The 24483-nt window shown below is 34.6% G+C and carries 23 protein-coding genes; 17 read left to right on the top strand and 6 right to left on the bottom strand.

What is annotated here, in order from left to right:
• Positions 1–6 precede the first annotated feature (6 nt).
• Positions 7–531, bottom strand: a complete 525-nt coding sequence (locus tag KWG70_RS00580) for a C40 family peptidase (protein ID WP_230934042.1) — start codon at positions 529–531, stop codon at positions 7–9.
• A gap of 177 nt (positions 532–708) precedes the next feature.
• Here KWG70_RS00580 and KWG70_RS00575 point away from each other — a divergent pair, with 177 nt between their 5' ends.
• A complete protein-coding gene (locus tag KWG70_RS00575) occupies positions 709–1050 on the top strand; it encodes a hypothetical protein (RefSeq protein WP_230934041.1) in 342 nt (113 codons plus the stop codon).
• On the opposite strand, the gene lpxB is transcribed toward KWG70_RS00575, so the two are convergent.
• The 3 genes from lpxB to surE are packed head-to-tail and all read right to left on the bottom strand — an operon-like array spanning position 1017 to position 3221.
• Positions 1017–2144: a lipid-A-disaccharide synthase gene (gene lpxB / locus KWG70_RS00570; protein ID WP_230934040.1), complete on the bottom strand. Its 1128-nt coding sequence runs from the start codon at positions 2142–2144 to the stop codon at positions 1017–1019. The genes KWG70_RS00575 and lpxB overlap by 34 nt on opposite strands.
• 23 nt (positions 2145–2167) lie before the next feature.
• Positions 2168–2452, bottom strand: a complete 285-nt coding sequence (locus tag KWG70_RS00565; protein ID WP_230934039.1) for a hypothetical protein — start codon at positions 2450–2452, stop codon at positions 2168–2170.
• Positions 2442–3221 (bottom strand): 5'/3'-nucleotidase SurE, encoded by a 780-nt coding sequence (gene surE / locus KWG70_RS00560; RefSeq protein WP_230934038.1) that lies wholly within the window; start codon positions 3219–3221, stop codon positions 2442–2444. The genes KWG70_RS00565 and surE overlap by 11 nt, the downstream gene beginning before the upstream one ends.
• A gap of 214 nt (positions 3222–3435) precedes the next feature.
• Here surE and KWG70_RS00555 point away from each other — a divergent pair, with 214 nt between their 5' ends.
• Both KWG70_RS00555 and KWG70_RS00550 read left to right on the top strand, forming a co-directional pair.
• Positions 3436–5598, top strand: coding sequence for a carboxy terminal-processing peptidase (locus KWG70_RS00555; RefSeq protein WP_230935009.1), 2163 nt, complete (start codon positions 3436–3438; stop codon positions 5596–5598).
• Between the two features lies 1 nt (position 5599).
• Positions 5600–6694 carry an ABC transporter permease gene (locus KWG70_RS00550; RefSeq protein ID WP_230934037.1) on the top strand — a complete coding sequence of 365 codons (1095 nt, stop codon included), beginning with the start codon at positions 5600–5602 and terminating at the stop codon, positions 6692–6694.
• Between the two features lie 2 nt (positions 6695–6696).
• On the opposite strand, the gene yihA is transcribed toward KWG70_RS00550, so the two are convergent.
• Together yihA and KWG70_RS00540 are read right to left on the bottom strand one after the other, a co-directional pair.
• Positions 6697–7305, bottom strand: a complete 609-nt coding sequence (yihA, locus tag KWG70_RS00545) for a ribosome biogenesis GTP-binding protein YihA/YsxC (RefSeq protein WP_230934036.1) — start codon at positions 7303–7305, stop codon at positions 6697–6699.
• A 31-nt stretch (positions 7306–7336) separates the two neighbouring features.
• Entirely contained in the window at positions 7337–8101 is a 765-nt protein-coding gene (locus KWG70_RS00540) for an alpha/beta fold hydrolase (protein WP_230934035.1), read from the bottom strand.
• Positions 8102–8400: 299 nt separating this feature from the next.
• On the opposite strand from KWG70_RS00540, the gene mraZ reads away from it, so the two are divergent.
• The 14 genes from mraZ (at position 8401) to KWG70_RS00470 (ending at position 24422) form a co-directional block, all read left to right on the top strand.
• Positions 8401–8868 (top strand): division/cell wall cluster transcriptional repressor MraZ, encoded by a 468-nt coding sequence (mraZ, locus tag KWG70_RS00535; RefSeq protein WP_230934034.1) that lies wholly within the window; start codon positions 8401–8403, stop codon positions 8866–8868.
• A complete protein-coding gene (rsmH, locus tag KWG70_RS00530) occupies positions 8855–9751 on the top strand; it encodes a 16S rRNA (cytosine(1402)-N(4))-methyltransferase RsmH (protein ID WP_230934033.1) in 897 nt (298 codons plus the stop codon). Before mraZ ends, rsmH begins: the two co-directional genes overlap by 14 nt.
• A complete protein-coding gene (locus KWG70_RS00525; RefSeq protein ID WP_230934032.1) occupies positions 9748–10065 on the top strand; it encodes an FtsL-like putative cell division protein in 318 nt (105 codons plus the stop codon). Before rsmH ends, KWG70_RS00525 begins: the two co-directional genes overlap by 4 nt.
• A 58-nt stretch (positions 10066–10123) precedes the next feature.
• The gene (locus tag KWG70_RS00520) at positions 10124–12070 is read left to right on the top strand and encodes a penicillin-binding protein (protein ID WP_230935008.1); all 1947 of its coding nucleotides are present in this window, start codon (positions 10124–10126) and stop codon (positions 12068–12070) included.
• Positions 12070–13533 (top strand): UDP-N-acetylmuramoyl-L-alanyl-D-glutamate--2,6-diaminopimelate ligase, encoded by a 1464-nt coding sequence (locus tag KWG70_RS00515; RefSeq protein WP_230934031.1) that lies wholly within the window; start codon positions 12070–12072, stop codon positions 13531–13533. The genes KWG70_RS00520 and KWG70_RS00515 overlap by 1 nt, the downstream gene beginning before the upstream one ends.
• A 1-nt stretch (position 13534) precedes the next feature.
• Positions 13535–14776 carry a phospho-N-acetylmuramoyl-pentapeptide-transferase gene (gene mraY / locus KWG70_RS00510; protein ID WP_230934030.1) on the top strand — a complete coding sequence of 414 codons (1242 nt, stop codon included), beginning with the start codon at positions 13535–13537 and terminating at the stop codon, positions 14774–14776.
• A complete protein-coding gene (gene murD, locus KWG70_RS00505) occupies positions 14777–16108 on the top strand; it encodes a UDP-N-acetylmuramoyl-L-alanine--D-glutamate ligase (RefSeq protein ID WP_230934029.1) in 1332 nt (443 codons plus the stop codon). It abuts the gene before it with no gap.
• 10 nt (positions 16109–16118) lie between these two features.
• The gene (locus tag KWG70_RS00500; protein WP_230934028.1) at positions 16119–17312 is read left to right on the top strand and encodes an FtsW/RodA/SpoVE family cell cycle protein; all 1194 of its coding nucleotides are present in this window, start codon (positions 16119–16121) and stop codon (positions 17310–17312) included.
• Positions 17312–18406, top strand: a complete 1095-nt coding sequence (gene murG, locus KWG70_RS00495) for an undecaprenyldiphospho-muramoylpentapeptide beta-N-acetylglucosaminyltransferase (protein ID WP_230934027.1) — start codon at positions 17312–17314, stop codon at positions 18404–18406. Before KWG70_RS00500 ends, murG begins: the two co-directional genes overlap by 1 nt.
• Positions 18407–19759 carry a UDP-N-acetylmuramate--L-alanine ligase gene (gene murC, locus KWG70_RS00490; RefSeq protein ID WP_230934026.1) on the top strand — a complete coding sequence of 451 codons (1353 nt, stop codon included), beginning with the start codon at positions 18407–18409 and terminating at the stop codon, positions 19757–19759. It begins immediately after the preceding gene.
• Positions 19749–20468 carry a cell division protein FtsQ/DivIB gene (locus KWG70_RS00485; protein ID WP_230934025.1) on the top strand — a complete coding sequence of 240 codons (720 nt, stop codon included), beginning with the start codon at positions 19749–19751 and terminating at the stop codon, positions 20466–20468. The genes murC and KWG70_RS00485 overlap by 11 nt, the downstream gene beginning before the upstream one ends.
• A gap of 3 nt (positions 20469–20471) precedes the next feature.
• Positions 20472–21809 carry a cell division protein FtsA gene (gene ftsA / locus KWG70_RS00480; RefSeq protein ID WP_230934024.1) on the top strand — a complete coding sequence of 446 codons (1338 nt, stop codon included), beginning with the start codon at positions 20472–20474 and terminating at the stop codon, positions 21807–21809.
• Between the two features lie 81 nt (positions 21810–21890).
• Positions 21891–23825, top strand: coding sequence for a cell division protein FtsZ (ftsZ, locus tag KWG70_RS00475; protein WP_230934023.1), 1935 nt, complete (start codon positions 21891–21893; stop codon positions 23823–23825).
• Between the two features lie 147 nt (positions 23826–23972).
• Complete coding sequence (locus tag KWG70_RS00470; RefSeq protein ID WP_230934022.1) at positions 23973–24422, top strand: GatB/YqeY domain-containing protein; 450 nt, start codon at positions 23973–23975, stop codon at positions 24420–24422.
• Positions 24423–24483: the final 61 nt, after the last annotated feature.

Genomic DNA, 24483 nt, shown 5'->3' with positions numbered 1-24483 from the left:
AATAATCTACAGCATTCGTCTTGCCTGAACATAAGCGAGATACCAATATTTTTCAGATAAATTTGAAGTAATCACACCACGACTTGTGGTAGAGTGAATGAATTCTACATGACCTGGTCTACTATCAGTCACAATACCTACATGGTTTATTTTCCGACTATTCTTTTTTGTTGCAAAAAATAGTAAATCACCTTCTTGAACCTCTTTGACATCAATCCAATCACCACGTTTTGATAAATCGCCTGTAGTTCTAGGTAATAAAATATCTTCTTTCTTAAAAGCCGTTACAACTAAACCAGAGCAGTCCATACCTTTTTTAGTTGTCCCTCCATATTTATAGCGTGTGCCTTTAAATGTTTTAGCGTAATCAATAATATTTTTAACTTCTTTTGAAGTTACAGTTGATGACGAAGATGTTGAGGTTTTCGTCGAGACTTTTGATGTTTTACCTTTTTTGGTCACAACACCTTTCGAGGAATTACAACTAGCAAAACTAATGCACAAAATTAAAAGCAGGATAATGTTTTTCATAAGTAGTAAATAATGCCTAAAAATATAGAATTAGTATAATCCACTAAGAAGATAACGATTGGGTTTTCAACAATCTTATTTACAATTAGGGCCTAATTTCTTCGAGCGATCGTTTTGATTAAACTGAAACGGCTAAAACTATTTTTTTGTACATTTAGATATCAATAAACGATGTAGATGGATTTTTTTCTTACGAACATTCTTGGTCCATGGTCATGGAATAGATTTGAGTCGATATCTTTTGGAGGCGTACTAGCTATGTTGGGTATCATACTATTTTTTCTAATTATTGATCGCATTTTTAATAAAAAACCATCAAGACTTATTTTAGAGAATGATGCTGATTTTGAGCATTATACTTTAGGTTTAGAAAACTATCATAACAGTACAAAAAGGCTGTCTCTTGTAAATAGACTAGTTATGTATTCAATAGTGTTGTTGCTGGTATTGACGCCGTTAAATTTCCTTTTAAAATTAACAGATAGTTATTTTGTCTCTTTTTGGTCTTGGATGTTTTGAAAAATCAATCGCGCTGCATTTTCACTAGCGCCTTTACCACCAAGCTTTTTCTCCAGATCGTAATAATCGATAAAAAACTTAATACGCTCATTTTCATCTAAAATTGTAATGAGCTCTTTTTTAAGACGTTTTTTATTTAAATCACCTTGAATGAGTTCTGTCACCACTTCGCGGTCCATAATTAAATTGACAAGCGAAATATATTTAAGTGTTATGATACGCTTGGCGATTTGGTAAGAAATAGCATTGGCTTTGTAACACACAACTTGCGGTACTTTGAATAAAGCTGTTTCTAAGGTTGCTGTTCCAGACGTTACTAATGCTGCTGTAGAGACACTCAATAAATCATAAGTTTTGTTAGAGATAAATGCGACATTGTCTTGTTTGATAAAGGTTTTGTAAAAACTAAAATCTTGACTAGGTGCTCCAGCAATTACAAATTGATAGTCTGTAAAATCATCAACCAAACTTAACATAACTCCTAGCATTTTCGTGATTTCCTGTTTTCTACTACCAGGAAGCAATGCTATAATAGGCTTTTCACTTAGGTTGTTGTCTTTTCTAAACATCATCTCATCTACTTGCTCTCTATCTGAAATGGCATCTATAAGTGGATGACCTACAAAATTAACCTCATAACCATAGGTGTCATAAAACTCTTTTTCAAAAGGAAGAATAACGTACATAGCATCAATATCACGTTTGATTTTTTCAACACGGCCAGCTCTTGATGCCCAAACTTGAGGTGAAATGTAATAATGCGTTTTATAATCTAATTCCTTTGCCCATTTGGCGATACGAAGATTAAACCCAGAATTGTCAATAAATATTATTACATCAGGTTTGTATTGATCAATATCACTTTTACAAAATTTGATAAGCCCTAGAATTTTTCTAAGGTTTAAAATAACTTCAGCAAAGCCCATGAATTGACGCTCTTTGTAGTGTTTTACCAAAGTACCACCAACAGATTGCATAAGGTCACCTCCCCAAAATCTAAAATCGGCATTACGATCTTCATTTTGTAATGCTTTCATCAAATTGGAACCATGTAAGTCTCCAGAGGCCTCGCCAGCAATAATGTAGTACTTCATTTTAATACATACCCAATTATGGGTTAAACAAATCTAATGATTATGGTAATAAGGGCAACAACTATAGTAGCAATAAGAACTCCTCTCGCCCTTAGGTCTTGTTTTCTTTTAAGAAACAGGAAAAAAGCACCAAGATTTAAAATGGCACCCATACTAACTAGTTTTGTTAAGACACCGTTATTAATGGCTATGTCTAAGGAGTCTGTTATTGAATTTCCTTTTCCGAAGATGATTAACGTTGCTATAAGTCCGATAATACTGGCCAATAAGCCTATAACCAAGCCAATGATGAGTTCTTTATTTTTCATTAAAATTCCAGGTGTTTAAATGTTGAATACTATGATGAGCTGTTAAATCAAATTGAATCGGTACAACCGATATATATCCATTAGCCAAGGCCCATTCGTCGGTGTCTTCGCCATGATCTAAATTGACAAATTTCCCTGTAAGCCAATAATAATCTTTACCATACGGGTTTTGACGTTTGTCAAATTCTTCTTCCCAATTGGCTTTGGCCTGTCTGCATATTTTTATCCCTTTTATCTGTTTTTTATTCAAATTAGGAATATTTACGTTCAAAACAGTACCATCAACTAAACCATGTTTCAATACATTTTCTACAATAGTTTTAACAAAAGATTTGCTGTGTTCAAAGTTTGCGCCCCAATTATAGTCGCATAATGAAAATCCTATAGCAGGAATACCTTCAATACCTGCTTCTATAGCGGCACTCATTGTGCCCGAATAGATAACGTTGATAGAAGAGTTAGAACCGTGATTAATTCCAGAGACACATAGGTCTGGTTTTCGTTCAAGAATTTCTCTAATACCTAGTTTTACACAATCTGCAGGTGTTCCGGAGCAGCTATATTCTTCATAGTCTCCAGTGCCATCAGTCATCTTGTCAATATGCAATGTAGAATTAATCGTAATCGCATGTCCAGCTCCACTTTGAGGGCTATCAGGTGCGACTACGACAATGTCTCCAATGGTATTCATAACGTCTATTAGCGTTCGTATTCCAGGAGCAGTAATTCCGTCGTCATTGGTAATTAAAATTAGAGGCTTTTTTGGCATAAAATGTCTTGATTTATATATTTACAAAAATAGGTAAACGCGCTCGAATTTCCTATAAATAAGGGTTTAACAAAAAATTAGTAGCACATGATTTTATTGGCATGATTTTTTCAATTACTTTAGTAGAAATTATAGAATTTAGCATTAACTTACATGACTAAAGAATTAATTTCTGGTTAAGTGCGTTTTATATCAAAAAAATATGAAGAATATGATGAAAAGGAATTATAAACTGCTGCTACTTGTTTTATTGTTAGCTTTTGCCTCATGCAGTTTTACTACCAAAAATGAAGACCCAAATAAAGATAAGTTGTTAATACAGCTTATAACTTATGTTTTAGAGAATGGACATTTCAACCCACAAGATCTCAATGATAACTTCTCAGAGCAAGTATTCAATGACTATCTTGAGCAATTAGATCCGTTCAAACGTTATTTTTATGCCTCAGATATTGAAGAGTTCGAAGCTTATAAAATTGAGTTAGATGATCAAATCAAGGCGTATGATATTTCGTTTTTTAACTTAACTCATGAGCGTTTGTTAAAGAGAATTGAAGAGTCTAAAGATATATACAATGATGTATTGTCTGAACCTTTCGATTTTTCTAAAGCTGAAGACTTTTCAACAGATTATGGGAAATTGACCTATGCAACTTCAAAAAAGGAAATGAAAGAGCGTTGGAGACAACAGCTTAAGTTTTCAACTATTGCTAACTATGATGACCTATTAAGTGATCAAGAAAATGCAAAAAAACAAAACTTACCTAGTGAAAGCTCTGCAGAGTCAACAGAGAAATCTATCGTTGATAAGTCAAAAGCCGAATTAGAAGCCGATGCTAGAGATGCTACCCAAAGATCTTTAGATGAATTATACGATTTTATTGATGATAGACAGCGTAAAGATTGGTTTGCAGTTTATATCAATGCCATTGTAGAAGAGTTTGATCCACATACCTTTTATTTCGCTCCTGAAGATAAAGATCGTTTTGATGTGGCCATGTCTGGAAATTTTGAAGGTATTGGCGCAAGGCTTCAGAAAAAAATGGATGCTATCCTTGTGAATGAAATCATTAGTGGTGGTCCAGCTTGGAGACAAAATGAATTAGAAGTTGGTGATCAGATACTGAAAGTGCGACAAGAAGATGAAGATGAAGGTATTAATATTGTTGGTATGCGCTTAGATGATGCTATTAAGTTTATTAAAGGTCCTAAGGGAACAGATGTGACACTTACGTTGAAAAAAGTTGATGGTACAGTAGAAGATATTACAATTAAAAGAGACATAGTTGAATTGGAAGAAACCTATGCTAAATCATCAACCGTTATTAAAGATGGTAAAAAGTTTGGTGTAATTAATTTGCCAAAATTCTATGTAGATTTTGAAGATTATAAGAAAAGAAATGCGGCATCAGATATCAAGTTGGAAATCGAAAGATTAAAAGCTGAAGGTGTTGAAGGCCTTGTTCTTGATTTAAGAAATAATGGAGGAGGATCGTTACAAACCGTGGTTGATATGGGTGGATTATTTATTGATCAAGGTCCAATCGTACAAGTTAAAACAGCTGGTGAGCCTAAAGAAGTGCTTAGAGATAGAGATAAATCTATTGTATGGGATGGTCCTTTAGTGATATTGGTTAATGAATTATCAGCATCTGCGTCTGAAATACTTGCAGCTGCAATGCAAGATTACAAACGTGCTATTGTTATTGGTAGTAAGCAAACTTATGGTAAAGGAACTGTGCAAAATGTACTAGATCTGAACCGAATGGTAAGACAAAGTAGTAACGGCGATTTAGGCGCATTGAAGTTTACAACCCAGAAATTTTATAGAATTAATGGAGGTTCAACACAGTTAGAAGGTGTAAAGAGTGATGTGGTTGTTCCAGATCGTTATAGTTATATCGACATAGGTGAGAAAGATCAAGAGAATCCATTAGAATGGGATAAAATAGATGCCGTAGATTATAATGTTTGGGAAAGCTATTACGATTACGATGCAACTATTGCAAAGAGTAAAGAACGTATGGCAAATAATGAACAACTTAAGTTAATTGATGCTAATGCACAGTGGGTAAAAAAGATCAGAGATCGAGAAATGTACTCACTTAACTATGACGATTATAAAAAAGCTTTAGAAAGTAATGAAGAAGAGTCTAAGCGCTTTGAAAAGCTTTCAGATTATAAAACAAATTTAACGTTCCAATCATTGCCTTATGAAATGAAATTAATGAATAAGGATTCTATTTTAAAAGAGAAACGTGAACGTTGGCATGTTAGTCTAAGTAAAGATGTATATATCGAAGAAGCATTAAATGTTTTGAATGATCTTAAAATGACCTACGAAATCAAAAAAGTAGCGACTTCTGTAAAAAATTAAAATGAGTAAAACAAGCGACTCATTAACACAATTAGCGCTCCGAAAGTTCAAAAAGAACTTTTGGGGCGTTTTGAGTTTTTGGCTAATCGTTAGTATTGGTCTAGTGTCATTGTTTGCTTATGTTATTGCGCCAGACGATTCGCAAAATGCAAATCAAATGCATTTGTCAATCCATTCCCAGCGTCCAGGATTTAAAGTGCAAATGTTGTATGTGCCTTCTGAAATAGTAAGTGATCAAAATATATTTTCTAAACTATTATTTGGTAAAAATAACAATCCCAATGAAATCCCTGTGTCTCAATATTCTGTAGAAAACGATACCTTGATTTATACAGAATATGCTGCAGATGGACTAGTTGGTGTAAGTAAATCTATAGGTTTAGATGTTTTCCCAAAAAAAGATTACGCTTCATACATTAAGCAAAAAACCTTCATTTTTGGAACAGACAAGTATGGACGTGATCTTTTAAGTCGCATTCTTATTGGTTCAAGGATATCATTTTCCATTGGGTTTATAGCGGTGTTGATTTCTTTAGTTATTGGAATTTTTATGGGAAGTATTGCTGGTTATTATGGTGGAAAAATTGATGCAATTATCATGTGGATTATCAATGTCACTTGGTCCATTCCAACTTTGCTACTTGTAATAGCCATTACACTTGCTCTAGGTAAAGGTTTTTGGCAAGTTTTTATAGCTGTAGGTTTGACCATGTGGGTTGAGGTCGCAAGAGTTGTACGAGGTCAAATTATTAGTGCTAAAGAAATGCAATATGTCACTGCTGCTAGAGCTTTAGGGTTTAATGATTATAGAATAATAACCAAACATATCTTGCCAAATATTATGGCGCCCATAATTGTTATCTCTGCTGCAAATTTTGCTGCTGCTATTCTTATTGAAAGTGGTTTGAGTTTTCTTGGAATTGGTGCACAACCTCCAATGGCAAGTTGGGGAGCAATGATCAAAGACCATTATAATTATATTATTCTTGGGAAACCGTATTTAGCAATGATTCCTGGATTGTGTATTATGATTTTAGTGATGGCGTTTATGCTTATTGGAAATGCTTTGAGAGATGCGTTAGATGTCAAGTCTTAATGCTAACGTAGGGCTTCAATTTCTGTATTCGTATCATCAATAAATTGTAAAACTTCTGCTCTTCCTATAGCTTTTGAAGATGAAGTGATAAAATAATTTGGAATGTCCTCCCATGTTTTTAAAAGTTCTTGACAATATGCTTCTACATTACGCTCAATCGCTTTTGGTTTAAGCTTATCAGCTTTTGTAAAAATAATTGAAAAAGGAATTTGGTTAACACCCAAATACTCCATAAATTCCAAATCTATTTTTTGTGGTTCATGTCTCACATCAACCAAAACAAACGCTGAAACCAGTTGTCTGCGTGTCTCAAAATAGTTGGTAATAAACTTCTGAAATTTCTTTTTTGCGGTTTTAGATACACGTGCATAACCATAGCCAGGTAAATCGACTAAAAACCATTCCTTATTAATCATAAAGTGATTGATAAGCTGCGTTTTTCCTGGTCGTCCCGAAGTTTTAGCAAGATTTTTATGATTGGTAAGCATGTTGATTAAAGATGATTTTCCAACATTACTACGTCCAATAAATGCATATTCTGGTATCTGATTTTTTGGACATTTGTCCACATCAGAATTGCTCACTATAAATTCGGCAGTTTTTATGACCATGATAGTTCTTTAAGTTAATTGTAATGGAGAACTATAATTCTTTTTTAGTCAACCAATCATTAAGGATTTGATTGAATTCATTTGGATGTTCCATCATTGCAGCATGACCACATTTGTCAATCCAATACAAGTCTGAATTAGGTAAAAGTTCATTGAATTCTGTAGCAACTTCAGGAGGTGTCACAGTATCATTTTTACCCCAAATAATACAAACAGGTAAAACCATTTTTGGTAAATCTTTAGCCATATTGTGTCGTATGGCACTTTTTGCTATAGCTAAGGTCTTAATGAGCTTATTTCTATCATTAACAGTTTCATAAACTTCATCAACAATCTCTTTTGTAGCTACTGCTGGATCATAAAAAACCTCTTGAGCTTTTTTCTTAATAACCTCGTAATCTCCACGCTTGGTGTATCCACCTCCCATGGCACTTTCGTATAAACCAGAGCTACCTGTTATGATTAATGCTTTTACCTTTTCGGGATATAATTTCGTGTGGTAAAGACCAATATGACCTCCAAGAGAATTTCCGAGTAGAATAACATCATCAAAACCTTTAAAATCAATAAAATCTCGTAGGTATTTAGCAAAACTCTTAACATTAGTCTTTAGTAAAGACATCGTGTATATTGGAAGTTCAGGAATTAAGACCTTGTAACCCTTTTTGCTAAAAAAATCTGTAACAGCATCAAAATTACTCAATCCACCCATTAACCCATGTAGCACAATTATAGGAGTGCCCTCTCCAACTTCAATATACTTATAGTCTTTCTCTTCCTTTAAACGATGCGTCATGTACGAGTTAGTGGTTTTGGTCAAAAACAAATATAGGTATTTCCATTAAAACATTAGCATAATTATTTGCTATGAGAATGAATAGTTTGAACGAAGATGTTAACAATGAAAATGGGATTTTCAATTGAAGATTTATTAAGCTGATAGTAAAGTTTTTATGGCATTTTAAACTGAAATTTTTTAGAGCAAATTTAGTCTAAACTAGAAATTTATCAACAAAAGTGGAGTAGAGTGGTAAATTGTGGTAAATTTTTCAATATATTTGAATCTTAATCGTTATTCTAAGTAAATCAATCATTTTGAACCCTTTAATCGGAACATACGAATGTAAAGTTGATGCCAAAGGAAGGCTGATGCTCCCTGCTGCTATAAAGAAGCAGTTGTTGCCTGTGTTGCAAAATGGGTTTGTATTGAAGCGTGCTGTTTTTCAGCCATGCTTGGAGTTGTATCCTATGAGTGAATGGGAGGTTTTGATGCAAAAAGTAAATAAACTCAATCGCTTCAAAAAGAAAAACAACGATTTCATTCGTCGTTTTACAGCAGGTTTAAAGCAAGTGGAAGTTGATGCTGCTGGACGATTATTGATTCCAAAAGATCTAGTCGCTTTTTCTGGCATAACTAAGGATATCGTGGTCTCATCTGCAATAAACATTATTGAGATATGGGATAAAGAAAAGTATGAAAAAGCCATTGATGATGCGACAGGTGATTTTGCAGATTTAGCAGAGGAAGTGATGGGACAAGATGATAGCGATGGAATATCATAATCCAGTATTGTTAAAGGAAACTGTTGAAGGTTTAAATATAAGACCAGACGGGATTTACGTTGACGTCACCTTTGGTGGTGGAGGACATAGCAAAGAAATATTAAGCCAATTAGGACCTAACGGAAAGTTATATGCTTTCGATCAAGATAAAGACGCTCTTTTAAATACAATTGATGATGATCGCTTCACATTAATTAATGAAAACTTTAGATACATAAAACGTTTTTTAAGGTTTTATGGAGTCAAACAGGTTGACGGGATTCTAGCTGATTTTGGTGTGTCGTCACATCAATTTGATGTAGCCGAACGTGGATTCTCTACACGATTTGAAGCCGATTTAGACATGCGTATGAATCAAGATGATGCGTTGTCAGCATATCATGTGGTTAACGAATATGATGAAGAACAACTACGACAAGTTCTTTTTCAATATGGAGAGTTAAGACAGGCACCAGCTATGGCTAGAGTAATTGTTGAAACACGTCGTGATGGAGAAATAAAAACGAGCGAGCAATTAAAAACAACGCTTAAACGCTTTCTTAATCATAAAAAGGAAAATAAAGTGTTGGCTCAAATCTATCAAGCGATTCGTATAGAAGTCAATCAGGAGATAGAAGTGTTAAAAGAGTTTTTGTTGCAAACACCAGAAGTATTGGTGAAAGGAGGACGATTAAGTGTGATATCCTATCACTCTTTGGAAGATAGACTGGTGAAGCGTTTTATAAGAAACGGTTTGTTTGAGGGAGAGCCTGAACGAGACATGTTTGGGAATTTTGAAGTGCCTCTAAAAAAAGTTGGAGGTTTAATTGTTCCAACTAAAGAAGAAATAAGTCAAAATAATAGGGCTAGAAGCGCAAAGCTTCGAATAGCTGAAAAACTATGAAAAAAAGCATTTACAGCATATTAAGAGGTAAATTTTTAGTGAGTGATGACTCTTTTAAAAACTGGCGAATCATCATTTTTATTTCGGTTTTAGCCATTATTATGATTGCAAGTTCGCATAGTGCAGATCAAAAAGTATATGAGATTGCAAGACTCAAAAATGAAGTAAAAGAATTACGATCTGCATTTGTAGATGGAAGATCAAAATTGATGAGGCTAAAAATGGAGTCTTCAATCATAAAAAAAGTAGAAAAAAAAGGAATCAAAATATCAGAGATTCCGCCTCAAAAAATAAAAGTAAAAACACAGAATTGATAGCGTGGCAACAACCGAAACTAACATATTAAACAGATTGTATTTCGTAGCTGGCAGTATGTTTGTCTTCGCTCTTGCTGTGGTCTTTAAGTTGTGCAGTATCCAATTTATTCAAGGAGATCAATATAGAAGCTTAGCTGAACAACGTACGATAAAGGATGTAGAAATTCCTGCAAACAGAGGTAACGTTTATTCTGCAGATGGAAGTTTGTTAGCCACTTCAATTCCAAAATATGACATTCGTATTGATGCCATTCAACCTAAGCAAGACATCTTTAACGAGAACATAAAAGCGCTTGCAGATTCTTTGTCTAATTATTCAGGGAAATCTTCAAGTCATTATCTAAAAGGTATTAAAAAAGCAAGGCTTGATAAAAATCGTTACTTCCTTTTGGCTAGAAATATCAGTTATTCCGATTATATCAGACTTCGAAATTTTCCATTGTTAAAACTTGGTGCGATTAAAGGCGGTCTTATAGTAGAACAAACAACTAGACGTGAGCATCCAATGGGTGGTATTGCCGAACGTACTATTGGTTATGAGAGAAAAGATGAAGATGGAAATGTAACTAGACCAGGAATTGATGGCGCATTTGGAGCAAAATATTTAAGTGGTGTCAACGGTAAACGATTAAAACAAAAAATTGGTAACGGACAATGGAAACCTATTGTTGATTATAATCAAGTCGAGCCTCAAGATGGGTATGACGTGTATACGACAATTGATGTAAACATTCAAGATATAGCACATCATTCTTTATTGGGCCAGTTAGAAAAATATGAAGCAGATCATGGTTGTGCTGTAGTGATGGATGTAAAAACAGGTGAGATAAAAGCGATTTCAAATTTAGGGCGTAACAAAGACGGGAAATATTACGAACGTCTCAACTATGCTGTTGGAGAAAGTCATGAACCTGGATCTACTTTTAAAACAATGGCATTTATGGCAGCCTTAGAAGATAAAGTTATTGATACATCAACAGTTGTTGATACGCAAAACGGATCTAAACGCTTCTATGGAAGAACGATAAGCGACTCTCGTGGAAATGGTAAAATTTCTGCTGCTCGTGCTTTAGAAGTGTCTTCAAATATTGGTTTGGCTACCATTGTAGATGAGCATTATTCTAAGCAGCCAAAAAAGTTTATCAACCGTATTAAAAGCTGGAATTTACATGAGACATTAGGTGTTTCAATTATAGGTGAAGGAAAACCTGTTATTCCAGAGCCAGGCGATAAAATTTGGAGTAGAAATGCATTGCCTTCTATGGCTTATGGATATAATTTACGAATGACACCTTTGCAAACCTTAGCATTTTATAATGCAATTGCTAATAGCGGTGAAATGGTAAGGCCACGATTTATTAAGGCGGTTAAAGAATTTGATCGAGAAGTAGAGGTGTTTGAAAAAGAAGTGATCAATCAAAAGATATGTTCGGATAAAACACTTGGTGAAATTCGTGAAATATTAAAGAATGTTGTGGTTAGAGGAACAGGGAGACGTATGTATTCTGAAAATTTTTCTATGGCTGGTAAAACAGGAACCGCCAGAACTGAGTATAATAATTTTGAAGAATGGAAAAAGGACAAAAAGTATGTCTCATCGTTTGCGGGTTATTTTCCAGCAGATAATCCTAAATACTCTTGCATTGTCGTGATTCATAAACCAAGTACCAAAGTTGGATTTTATGGCGCTGATGTTTCTGGTCCTGTATTCAAAAGAATTGCTCAAAAAATTTATACCGAAACACCACTTATTGATGAAGTAGAATCATTGGAAGTTGTTAACGCTAAAGCAGAGGAGCAATACCAATCATTTTTCAAAACAGCACAAACCTATATCACGATTATGCCTAATGTTATTGGTCTCCCAGCCATGGATGCATTAGCACTATTAGAAAATATGGGGCTAAAAGTAAAGTTAGAAGGTGTGGGTACTGTTAAGTCACAATCCATTAGTAAAGGAACAAAGATAAAACCAAACCAAATCATTGTTATAGGAACTTGATGAGTCAATTAAAAGACATATTGTATAAGGTTACTATTAATGCTGTAGTTGGAAGTACTAGCATAGCTGTTAATGCTTTGCATTTTGATTCTCGACAAGTATCAAAAGGAGATGTATTTATTGCTATAAAAGGTACAGTGGTTGATGGTCATCAATTTATTGATACGGCTGTTGAAAAAGGAGCGATTGCAATTATTTGTGAGGTATTGCCAGCAGATTTAAAAGATGGTATTACTTATGTAGAAGTAGAAAGTGCTAGTCAGGCTTTGGCATTCATGGCGGCAAATTTCTATGGAAATCCTTCGGAAAATTTACGATTAGTCGGTGTTACTGGAACAAATGGAAAAACAACAATTGTGACCTTGCTATATCAATTGTTTAAAAAGGCAGGATATAAAGTTGGATTGTTGTCTACTGTTAAGATTATGGTGGATAATGTCGAATATAAAGCCACGCATACTACACCAGATTCATTGACTATCAATAAGTATTTGAAGCTTATGAATGACGAAGGTGTTGAATTTTGCTTTATGGAAGTTAGCTCTCATGGGATTCATCAAAATAGAACCGAGGGTCTTTATTTTGAAGGTGGTATCTTTACTAACCTTTCACATGATCATTTAGATTACCACGATACGTTTGCTGAATATCGTGATGTCAAAAAATCATTCTTTGATCATCTTCCAAAGACAGCATTTGCATTAGTAAATATCGATGATAAAAATGGTTTGGTAATGTTGCAAAATACTGAAGCCAAAACCCACACATACGCACTTAAAACATATGCAGACTACAAAGCTCAAGTTTTAGAGAATGAATTTAGCGGGCTTTTGCTCAAGCTTAACGACAGTGAATTATGGACTAAGCTCATTGGGAGTTTTAATGCATACAACATTACTGCAATTTATGGAGCTGCTGAATTACTTGGCTTGGAAAAGGTTGAGATTTTAAGATTAATAAGTGAGTTAGAAAGTGTTAGTGGTAGATTTCAGTATCTCATTTCCGATGAAAAGGTTACCGCAATTGTAGATTATGCTCATACACCTGATGCTCTAAAAAATGTATTGGAAACGATTAATAGTATTCGTACAAATAATGAGGAATTGATTACGGTTGTCGGTTGTGGTGGAGACAGAGATAAAACCAAACGTCCAAAAATGGGACACATTGCCTCGGCATTAAGTACCAAAGTCATTTTTACGAGTGATAATCCAAGAAGTGAAGTTCCTGAAGTTATAATTGAAGACATTGAAAAAGGAGTAGAGCCTCAAAATTTCAAAAAGACCATGTCCATAGTGGATCGAAAGCAAGCGATTAAAACAGCTTGCCAATTAGCACATTCAAATGATATCATTCTAATCGCAGGAAAGGGGCACGAAACCTATCAAGAGATTAATGGTAAGCGAACAGATTTTGATGATTATAAAATAGTTAAAGAATTTTTAAAGCAGTTACAAAAATAATATGTTGTATTACCTATTCGAATATTTAGAACAGCAGTTTCAGTTTCCTGGAGCCTCACTCTTTGGTTTTATTACGTTTAGAGCTGCTGTTGCTATTATACTATCTCTACTGATTTCAACCATTTTTGGAAAACGTATCATTCGTTTCTTGCAGAAAAAACAAGTAGGTGAAACTATAAGGGATCTAGGTCTTGAAGGTCAAGTTGAAAAAGCGGGAACACCAACCATGGGAGGTATTATTATAATTCTTGCAACCCTTATTCCTGTATTGCTATTAGCTAAGCTCGAAAATATATATATCATACTTCTTATTGTAACTACAATATGGATGGGAACCATTGGATTTATTGATGATTACATTAAAAAATTTAAGAATAATAAAGAAGGATTAAAAGGGCGCTTTAAAGTACTTGGACAAGTGGGTCTTGGGATTATCGTTGGAACAACAATGTACTTTCATGAAGATGTTACAATCAAGGAAAAGTTGCCTATAGAACAGCAAAGAGTGCTTTTAGCTGAAGACCCAAATATCTCTCCTGCTAAATTATTTGAAGAAGAAGAAAAATCTACAAAGACAACAATTCCTTTTGTAAAAGGTAATGAGTTTGATTATGCAAATTTGATTACTTGGATCAGTCCAGGCTTAGGTAAGTATGCTTGGATTATTTTCATTTTAGCATCTATAGTTATCATCACTGCAGTCTCAAATGGCGCCAATCTTACCGATGGTATCGATGGGTTAGCGGCTGGAACTTCGGCTATAATTGTACTCACTTTAGGGATTTTCACATGGGTTTCTGGTAATATCATTTTTTCAGATTACTTAGATATTATGTACATCCCAAGAGTGGAAGAAATCACAATCTATATTGCAGCATTCGTTGGAGCATTAATTGGGTTTTTATGGTATAACACCTATCCAGCTCAAGTGTTTATGGGAGATACTGGAAGTTTAACTATTGGAGGAATCATAGCAGTAATTGCAATAGCAGTTCGTAAAGAATGGCTCATTCCAGTGTTATGCGGAATATTCTTAGCTGAAAATTTATCAGTCATAATGCAAGTCAGTTATTTCAAATACACAAAAAAGAAATTTGGTGAAGGTCGACGCATCTTTAAGATGTCTCCTTTGCATCACCATTATCAAAAATCTGGCTATCACGAAAGTAAAATTGTAACTAGATTCTGGATTGTAGGCATACTGTTAGCTATCATAACGATAGTAACACTGAAAATTAGATAGATGAAACGAATAGTAATTCTTGGTGGAGGAGAAAGTGGTGTTGGGACAGCACTTTTAGCAAAGGATAAAGAATTCGAAGTGTTTGTTTCTGATAAAGGAGAAATAAAAGAAAAGTACAAACAAGTTCTTATACATAATGAGATTGAATTTGAAGATGGAGCGCATTCTGAAGAGAAAATTCTAAATGCTGATATCATCATGAAAAGTCCAGGAATTCCAGATAAAATTCCCTTAATAAAAGAGATTAGGGCTAAAGGAATTACTGTGGTTTCTGAAATTGAATTTGCATCCCAATATACCAATGCAACATTAGTTGGGATAACAGGAAGTAATGGTAAGACAACAACAGCTACTTTAACATATCATGTGCTAAATCAAGAATTAAATGTTGGTTTAGCAGGTAATATAGGAGATAGTTTTGCAAAGCAAATTTTAGAACATGATTATCAAAACTATGTACTGGAAGTGAGTAGTTTTCAATTAGATGATATTATTGAATTTAAACCAAAAATAGCGGTTATAACAAATATTACTCCAGATCATTTGGATAGGTATGAGTATCAATTTGAAAACTACATCGCTTCAAAATTTAGAATTGCAGAAAATCAAACCAAAGATGATTATCTCATTTATGATGGTGATGATGAAGTAATTCTAAATTGGTTAAAAGATCATCCAGTTCAATCCACATTATTACCATTTTCATTGACAAAAATCATTGAAAACGGTGCGTATTTAGACAACAACAATATTAAAATAACAATAGATAACAATCAAATAATTATGCCAACAGCGAATTTAGCATTAGAGGGAAAACACAATATTAAAAATGCAATGGCTGCTTCAACAGTAGCGCATTTGCTTAAAATTAGAAAGCAAACCATTCGAGAAAGTTTAGAGAATTTTCAGGGTGTAGAACATCGTCTTGAACATGTGCTCAAAATTAACAAGGTGCAGTATATTAATGATTCGAAAGCGACTAATGTAAATGCTACATATTTCGCTTTAGAAAGCATGGATGCGCCTACAATTTGGATTGTTGGAGGTACAGATAAAGGTAACGATTATCAAGAATTATTTCAATTTGTAAACGAAAAGGTTAAAGCTGTGATATGCTTAGGAGTCGACAATGAAAAGTTGATGAAAAACTTTGGTGGTATGGTAGATATCATCGTTGAGACTCAGTTTATGAGTGAGGCTGTGAAAATAGCATATAAAATTGCTGAAGCAGGTGATAATGTATTGTTGTCTCCTGCCTGTGCAAGTTTTGATTTGTTTGAAAATTATGAAGATAGAGGGCGTCAGTTTAAGGACGCAGTAAGAAACTTATAATCGGTAAACAGTGCAGGCACTATTTAAAAATATAAAAGGAGATCGATTAATCTGGGCAATTGCAGCGCTGTTGGCAATTTTCTCATTTCTTCCTGTATATAGTGCTGCGAGTAATTTAGCTTACACTGGAGGTTCAGGCAATACTTTCACCTATTTTGTAAAGCACTTTATGCATTTGTTTTTAGGTTTTGCAATTATGTACGGCGTGCATAAAATTCCATATCGCTATTTCAGAGGGTTGTCTATGGTAATGATTCCAATAGTGTTGGTATTGTTAGTTATAACAATGCTTCAAGGAACTACTATAGGAGGTGCAAATGCAAGTCGTTGGATTCAAATACCGTTTGTTGGTATGTCTTTTCAAACCTCTACATTGGCAGCTGTAGTATTAATGGTTTATGTAGCAAGGTATTTATCAAAAATTCACGATAGAAAAGTGTCGTTCATCGAAACCATTATTCCATTATGGGCACCTGTATTCTTAGTTTTAATTTTAATATTACCTGCTAACTTTTCAACGACTGCTATTATTTTCTTAATGGTAATGATGTTGGCTTTTATTGGAGGTTATCCTATAAGGTATTTAGGAATAATTTTAATTTCTGGTGTCGTTGCATTAGCTCTTTTTGTGACAATGGCAAAGTTAACAACGGGATCATTAAATGTGAAAGTTACAACATGGGAAAATAGAATACTTAATTACTCAAACAATGAAGATACTGAAGGGGATTATCAAATCGAAAATGCTAAAATAGCTATAGCTTCTGGAGGGATTCGAGGTTTAGGGCCAGGGAAAAGCAGACAAAAAAATGTATTGCCACAGTCATCATCAGATTTTATTTTCGCCATTATTGTTGAAGAATATGGTTTGTTAGGCGGATTGTTTTTGTTGATTTTATATTCGTGGTTGTTATTCAGAATTGTGATTGTATCACAAAAATCAGATACCATTTTTGGTAAACTCCTAGTTTTAGGCGTTGGCCTACCCATCATTTTTCAAGCATTAATAAATATGGCTGTAGCGGTCGAATTATTTCCAGTTACAGGGCAAACTTTACCCTTAATTAGTAGTGGTGGTACTTCAATATGGATGACTTGTTTAGCAATAGGTATCATATTAAGTGTTAGTGCGAAACGAGAACAAATTAAAGAACAAGAGATAAATAATGATAATCCACTAGAAATCTTAAGCGAAACTATTTAATGAGTCATTATAAGATCATATTATCCGGAGGCGGAACAGGAGGACATATCTATCCTGCTATCGCAATTGCAAATGAGTTGAGATCTCGTTTTCCTGATGCTGAATTTTTATTTGTTGGTGCTCAAGATCGTATGGAAATGGAAAAGGTGCCACAAGCGGGTTATGATATTGAAGGACTATGGATTTCTGGAATTCAGCGTAAGCTTACTTTAAGAAACCTAATGTTTCCATTTAAATTGATATCAAGCTTATTAAAATCACGCAAGATTATTAACGCGTTTCAACCAGATATAGCGATTGGTACTGGCGGATTCGCAAGTGGACCATTATTAAAAGTAGCAACCTCTAAAGGTGTGCCTAGCTTAATTCAGGAGCAAAATTCCTATCCTGGAATTACCAACAAATTACTGTCTAAAAAAGTAGATAAGATCTGTGTGGCTTATGAAGGTCTGGAAACATTCTTTCCTAAAGAAAAAATAGTCCTTACCGGAAATCCTATTCGAAAGGATTTACTAAATGTGGAGAATAAACATATTGAAGGGAAAGATGCTTTTTCACTTATACATAGCAAACATACGCTGTTGGTCTTAGGCGGAAGTTTAGGTGCAGGGCGTGTGAATCAATTGATTGAAGATAAGCTAGAGTATTTTAAACAACAGGGAATACAATTGATATGGCAATGCGGAAAGTTATATTATCAGCAGTACAAACACTACAATGATATAGAAAACGTTCAGGTGCATGCCTTTTTGAATAATATGGATATGGCCTATGCAGCTGCCGATGTTATTATATCTCGAGCAGGAGCGAGTTCTGTGTCTGAACTTTGTGTGATTGGAAAGCCTGTGATTTTTATTCCGTCACCTAATGTTGCAGAAGATCATCAAACCAAAAACGCTAAAGCAATAGCCGATAAAAATGCTGCGATTTTAATTAAAGAAAACGATTTAGATGAAACGTTTGAAAATCACTTTAATAGGTTAATGTCTTCTTCGGAAAAAAGACAAGCATTAGGGCAGCATATAAAATCGTTGGCATTAGTAAATGCAACTAAAGATATTGCAGACGAAGTTGAAAAATTATTAAAACGATAAATGAATTTAGAGCGTACAAATAATGTGTATTTTATTGGAATAGGAGGCATAGGTATGTCTGCCTTGGCACGCTATTTTGTCGCTAAAGGGTTGACGGTTGGTGGCTACGATAAAACTAAAACGGATATCACAGATGCTTTAGTAAATTTGGGTGTTTCTGTTCATTTTGAAGATGATGTTAAGCATATCAAAAACGAATTCCTTAATCCTGAAACATCACTTATTGTATATACACCTGCAATTCCTAAATCGCATAAAGAACTAACCTATTTTAGGTCAAACGGATTCGAAGTTTTGAAGCGCTCGGCTGTATTAGGTGAAATTACGAAACAAACCTTTTGTTTGGCTGTTGCCGGGACTCATGGAAAAACAACGACTACTAGTATTCTCGGTCATTTGCTCAATGCTTGTAATGTTGAAGTTACAGCGTTTTTAGGAGGAATTAGTGAGAACTATAACTCTAATCTTATTCTAAATGGTACAGAAGTAACTGTGGTTGAAGCCGATGAATTCGACCGTTCATTTTTAACCTTATCTCCAGATTTTGCATGTATCACTTCTATGGATGCTGATCATTTGGATATTTATGGAGATGCTTCTGAACTCATAAAATCCTTTGAGGATTTTTCAGCAAAAATAAAACCTAATGGTAAGCTGTTTGTTAAAAGCGGACTTCCAATACAAGGCATTACCTATGGTATTGATGATAACTCAGATTATTCAGTAAAAAACATAAAAATAGTAAACGGTAGCTATGTGTTTGATGTGAAAACACCTAATGCGCTACTCGAAAATTTCAAATTTAGCCTACCTGGTAGACATAACCTGTCGAATGCATTAATAGCCTTGGCGATGTCTGTAGAATATGGACTCCCTCATCCGCAGCTCGCCAAAGCTTTAGCATCTTATAAGGGTGTAAAACGCCGATTTACCTATCAGATTAAAACCGATGAATTGGTGTTTATTGATGATTATGCTCATCATCCCGAAGAAATTAATGCTGTGCATCAGGCAGTAAGGGAAATGTATCCAGATAAAAAAGTTCTGGCTATTTTTCAACCACATTTGTTTAGTAGAACTCAAGATTTTGCTGATGAATTTGCAGTGAGCTTAGCTAAGTTTGATGAAATCGTATTGTTAGATATTTATCCGGCTAGAGAACTACCAATTGAAGGTGTGACATCTCAATGGTTGCTTGATAAAATTGAAAATCAGAATAAAAAATTAGTTCAAAAATCAGAACTAATTCAGACGATAAATCAATCTAATGCTCCTGTGATTTTAACCATTGGAGCAGGAGATATTGGAGAGGAAGTGAAACATATAAAAAATGCTTTGAATCTTGCGAGTTAATTATAATTTCATAAGAGTTGTATTGCTGCTAGTTTTAGTAGGCTTTTTGTATGCCTTTTCTTCTGTTAGAAATTCAGCAAGAAAAGTGGCAGCGCCTCAAATAAAGTTTGTTGGCGATGATAACCTTTTTGTGACACAGGAAACTGTTAGTAAATTGTTAATACAAAATCAAGAGACTGTTACGAATAAGCCGAAAGATATTATAGATTTGAACGAATTAGAATCTGCCCTAAACTCTAATCCAATGATTAAGCAAGCACAAGTGTTTATGAGTGTTGATGGTTTAATCACGGCTGAAATTGAACAAAAAAAACCTATTGCAAGAGTAAGCACAAATGCATCTTATTACATTGATGAGACGGGCTCTTTTATGCCTTTATCAACAAATTATACTGCACGTGTGCCTCTAGTTACTGGTTATATTGAGAAAAATGACTTGGAAAATGTGCATGTTATAGCTCGAAAAATTCAAAGTGATGAGTTTTTAACAAAGCACGTTGTTCAAATACATCAAAATCAAGATAAAACCATTGATTTAAAATTTAGATCCCATGATTTTAGAATCCATTTAGGACATCTGAAGTTATTAGATAAAAAGATAAATAATCTTAAAGCTTTTTATGTAAAAGCAATGAAAGATAAAACACTAGACAATTATAAACTAGTGAATTTAAAATTTGATAAGCAAGTAATTTGCACCAAAAAGTAAGTGATGGAGAATAATAAAATTTCAGTAGGACTCGATATCGGAACCACAAAAATTGTGGCAATGATTGGTCGTAAGAACGAATATGGCAAAGCCGAAATTTTAGGGATAGGCAAATCCAAAAGTTTGGGAGTACATAGAGGTGTAGTTAATAATATTACGCAAACAATACAATCTATACAGCAAGCAGTGCAAGAGGCCGAGGCCGAGGCCGGATTAAAAATTGAAGATGTTACTGTTGGTATTGCAGGTCAGCATATTAGAAGTCTGCAACATAGTGATTATATCACTAGAGCAAATTCTGAAGTGGTTATTGATGAAGAGGATATCGATCGTTTAATCAATCAGGTTCACAAGTTAGTCATGCTTCCGGGAGAAGAGATTATTCATGTGTTACCTCAAGAATATAAAATTGACGGACAAGCTGAAATTAAAGAACCTATAGGAATGTATGGTGGACGATTAGAGGCTAATTTTCATGTTGTGGTTGGTCAAGTATCATCCATTAGAAATATTGGACGTTGCGTTAAGAGTTCTGGTTTAGAGCTGGAAGGCATCACCCTAGAACCTCTAGCATCGGCAAATGCGGTATTGAGTCAAGAAGAAAAAGAAGCTGGTGTGGCATTAATTGACATTGGAGGTGGTACAACAGATTTAGCGGTGTTTAAAGATGGTATTATTAGACATACCGCTGTGATTCCGTTTGGAGGCAATGTTGTGACAGAAGATATAAAGGAAGGTTGCTCAATTATAGAGAAGCAAGCCGAATTATTGAAAATAAAATTTGGTTCGGCATGGCCTGGAGAAAATAAAGATAATGAGATTGTCTCTATTCCAGGATTACGTGGTCGTGAACCTAAAGAGATTACATTGAAAAATCTTTCAAAGATTATTCATGCTCGAGTTGTAGAAATTATTGAGCAGGTGTATGTAGAGATTAAGAATTATGGCCATGAAGAGCAAAAGAAAAAATTGATTGCTGGGATTGTGCTAACAGGAGGAGGTAGTCAGTTAAAGCATTTAAAGCAATTGGTGGAGTATATCACTGGAATGGATACGAGAATTGGGTATCCAAATGAACATTTGGCAGGCGATAGTGATGATGATATTGCTAGTCCGTTGTTTGCTACAGCAGTTGGATTGGTAATGGATGGTTTAAAACGCCAAGAACGCAGACGTGTTGAAAAAGAAGTAGAGCAAATGGAGCATGTGGTAGAAGAGCATTCAGAAGATAACATGACTCACGAAGAGGAGGACGTTATTCAACAACCAAAAAAAGAACGTAAATCGTTTTTAGATAAGTTAACAGAGCGTGTTAAAGATTTTTTAGATAACGCAGAATAAATAGATCATACATCTTCAATTGGGTAGGACTGTTGAAGATATTTGGGGGAAGTAAAGTATAAATAGAGTAAAAGTAATTTTATGAGCAACAACAAAGAGTTAGGCAATATTGCATTTGATTTACCAAAGAACCAATCAAACGTCATTAAGGTGATTGGAGTTGGTGGAGGAGGAAGCAACGCAATTAATCACATGTTTTTACAAGGGATTAAGGGTGTTGATTTCGTGATCTGTAATACTGATGCCCAAGCACTGCAAAACAGTGGTGTCCCGAACAAAATCCAATTAGGAGTTAATTTAACCGAAGGTTTAGGTGCAGGTGCAAATCCAGAAGTGGGAGAGCAGGCTGCAGTTGAAAGTTTAGAAGACCTGCGTCGTATGTTAGATACCAATACTAAAATGGTATTTATTACTGCAGGAATGGGTGGAGGTACTGGTACAGGTGCTGCACCAATTATTGCTAAACTTGCTAAAGAATTAGATATTTTAACTGTAGGTATTGTGACGATGCCTTTTCAGTTTGAAGGAAAAACTAGAAATGAACAAGCACTTAAAGGTGTCGAGACCCTTCGAGGGCATGTCGATTCATTGGTAGTTATCAATAACAATAAATTAAGAGAGGTTTATGGTAATTTAGGCTTTAAAGCTGGTTTCTCAAAGGCAGATGAAGTATTATCAACAGCCTCTAGAGGTATTGCAGAAGTGATTACTCATCACTATACGCAAAACATCGATTTACGTGATGCTAAAACCGTATTGAGTAATAGTGGAACAGCCATTATGGGATCTTCAACAGCGTCAGGAAAAGCTAGAGCGCAAGAAGCTATCATGAAAGCACTTGACTCACCATTATTGAATGATAATAAAATTACAGGAGCTAAAAACGTATTGTTGCTTATCGTTTCTGGTTCTCAAGAAATTACTATTGATGAAATAGGTGAAATCAATGATCATATTCAAAATGAAGCTGGGCATGGCGCAAACATTATTATGGGTGTTGGTGAAGACGAATCATTACAAGAATCCATCTCTGTAACCATTATTGCTACTGGTTTTGATATTGATCAACAACATGAGATATCTAATACAGAACAAAAGAAAGTTGTTCATGCTTTAGAAGACGATAGAAACGATGACGTGCATGTTAAAGAAAGCGATCCTGCAATTATAACTCCGGATATCATTTTGGAGAAAGAAGAAGATGCAGCTCCAGAAGTTGTTATTCATACCTTAATGGAAGATGAAGAAGACTTAGATGATGTTACTGATGATTTTGAAACCGATCTAATAGCCACAACAGATATTATAAGAGATATAAATGTAGTTTATGATGAAGTCCTTGATCATAAAGTTGAAACAGATGATTTTGTAATTACGCCTGTTCAAGAAATAAAAGAGGAAATCGTTGAAGATGTCGAAGAAGAGCAGATCACATTAACGTTTGACCTGCCGTTATCTTTTGGAACTCCCGAAGATGAAGCTGAAGTTGAAGATGAAAAAACTGTTTTTGCTTTAGAAGATGAGGTTAAAGATTTGGAAGTTAAAGAGCATGTTGAAATCGTGCCTGTAACTGAAGCTAATGAAGAAGGAGAAAAGCGTTATGCCTTGGATGATTTTATGACCTATGAGTCTGCAATGAACGATAATGAAGCAAAAGTTAAAGTTCAACCAGAGATTGAAGAAGAGATTGTATTTGAAAAGAAGGTTATTGAATCTGAAGTAAGTGAAGAACAAGTACCTGACGAAATTGATCCAATGAATAGTCCTATTTCAGAACTATTGAAAGAGAGAGCAGATGAAAGACGTCGCAAGATGAAGGATTTCAATTACAAGTTCAATACGGCTAAAATAGATGAAATTGAAAAAGAACCTGCATATAAAAGACAAGGTGTGAATTTAGAGGATGCTCAGCATTCATCAGAAACCAACGCTTCAAGAACATCAGTTTCTACTGACGAGAACGACGATGTTCAATTAAGAAGTAACAATTCATTTTTACACGACAACGTAGATTAATAGCAAATTTAGTTTAGTGTTCCACACTTTGTTAAACCCGAAAAGTTGAGATAATTTTTCGGGTTTTTTATTGCGCAATGTCAGTTTGTATTCCTAAAAAGCACTAACTTTTTTCATATCTTCGCAGTTCAAATTAAATCACGTATTATGAGTTTACAAAATGATGTTATGACTGCTATGAAAGCAGCAATGAAAGAAAAAGACCAAACAGCATTAGCAGCATTACGAGCTGTGAAATCTGAAATATTATTAGCTCAAACTTCAGGAGAAGGCGGAGATTTAACTGAAGAACAAGAGATAAAAATCTTATCTAAGTTAGTAAAACAACGTAAAGATAGTGCTGCAATTTATTTAGAACAAGACCGAAAAGACTTGGCGTTACCTGAGATTGACCAGGCAGAAGTGATAAGCCAGTTTTTACCCGAAGCATTAAGTGAAGAAGAAATCGAGAAGGTTGTAGTTATGACTATTGATCAAATTGGTGCCGAAGGTATGAAGGATATGGGCAAGGTTATGGGGATTGTCAATAAAGAATTAGCCGGACAAGCAGATGGGAAGACGATTTCCACCATTGTAAAAGCGAAGCTAATGTCTTAAAAGCAATGGTATTCCTATGTTCTATAGGAAATTAAGGCCTCGTAGTTCAACTGGATACCTG

This window comes from Psychroserpens luteolus (assembly GCF_021032705.1).
GTDB classification, from domain to species: Bacteria; Bacteroidota; Bacteroidia; order Flavobacteriales; family Flavobacteriaceae; genus Psychroserpens; species Psychroserpens luteolus.
The sequence above is the reverse complement of the archived record's forward strand: the minus strand, read 5'-3'. Positions and strand labels throughout refer to the sequence as shown.

Excerpts from the sequence above, each read along its gene's own strand:
- surE (WP_230934038.1), bottom strand. The coding sequence starts at position 3,221 with ATGCCAAAAAAGCCTCTAATTTTAATTACCAATGACGACGGAATTACT.
- mraY (WP_230934030.1), top strand. The coding sequence starts at position 13,535 with ATGTTGTATTACCTATTCGAATATTTAGAACAGCAGTTTCAGTTTCCT.
- murG (WP_230934027.1), top strand. The coding sequence starts at position 17,312 with ATGAGTCATTATAAGATCATATTATCCGGAGGCGGAACAGGAGGACAT.
- KWG70_RS00555 (WP_230935009.1), top strand. The coding sequence starts at position 3,436 with ATGAAAAGGAATTATAAACTGCTGCTACTTGTTTTATTGTTAGCTTTT.
- ftsZ (WP_230934023.1), top strand. The coding sequence starts at position 21,891 with ATGAGCAACAACAAAGAGTTAGGCAATATTGCATTTGATTTACCAAAG.
- KWG70_RS00580 (WP_230934042.1), bottom strand. The coding sequence starts at position 531 with ATGAAAAACATTATCCTGCTTTTAATTTTGTGCATTAGTTTTGCTAGT.
- ftsA (WP_230934024.1), top strand. The coding sequence starts at position 20,472 with ATGGAGAATAATAAAATTTCAGTAGGACTCGATATCGGAACCACAAAA.
- lpxB (WP_230934040.1), bottom strand. The coding sequence starts at position 2,144 with ATGAAGTACTACATTATTGCTGGCGAGGCCTCTGGAGACTTACATGGT.
- KWG70_RS00550 (WP_230934037.1), top strand. The coding sequence starts at position 5,600 with ATGAGTAAAACAAGCGACTCATTAACACAATTAGCGCTCCGAAAGTTC.
- KWG70_RS00540 (WP_230934035.1), bottom strand. The coding sequence starts at position 8,101 with ATGACGCATCGTTTAAAGGAAGAGAAAGACTATAAGTATATTGAAGTT.
- KWG70_RS00565 (WP_230934039.1), bottom strand. The coding sequence starts at position 2,452 with ATGAAAAATAAAGAACTCATCATTGGCTTGGTTATAGGCTTATTGGCC.
- KWG70_RS00515 (WP_230934031.1), top strand. The coding sequence starts at position 12,070 with ATGAGTCAATTAAAAGACATATTGTATAAGGTTACTATTAATGCTGTA.
- KWG70_RS00575 (WP_230934041.1), top strand. The coding sequence starts at position 709 with ATGGATTTTTTTCTTACGAACATTCTTGGTCCATGGTCATGGAATAGA.
- murD (WP_230934029.1), top strand. The coding sequence starts at position 14,777 with ATGAAACGAATAGTAATTCTTGGTGGAGGAGAAAGTGGTGTTGGGACA.
- rsmH (WP_230934033.1), top strand. The coding sequence starts at position 8,855 with ATGGAATATCATAATCCAGTATTGTTAAAGGAAACTGTTGAAGGTTTA.
- KWG70_RS00520 (WP_230935008.1), top strand. The coding sequence starts at position 10,124 with ATGTTTGTCTTCGCTCTTGCTGTGGTCTTTAAGTTGTGCAGTATCCAA.
- KWG70_RS00470 (WP_230934022.1), top strand. The coding sequence starts at position 23,973 with ATGAGTTTACAAAATGATGTTATGACTGCTATGAAAGCAGCAATGAAA.
- yihA (WP_230934036.1), bottom strand. The coding sequence starts at position 7,305 with ATGGTCATAAAAACTGCCGAATTTATAGTGAGCAATTCTGATGTGGAC.
- murC (WP_230934026.1), top strand. The coding sequence starts at position 18,407 with ATGAATTTAGAGCGTACAAATAATGTGTATTTTATTGGAATAGGAGGC.
- KWG70_RS00525 (WP_230934032.1), top strand. The coding sequence starts at position 9,748 with ATGAAAAAAAGCATTTACAGCATATTAAGAGGTAAATTTTTAGTGAGT.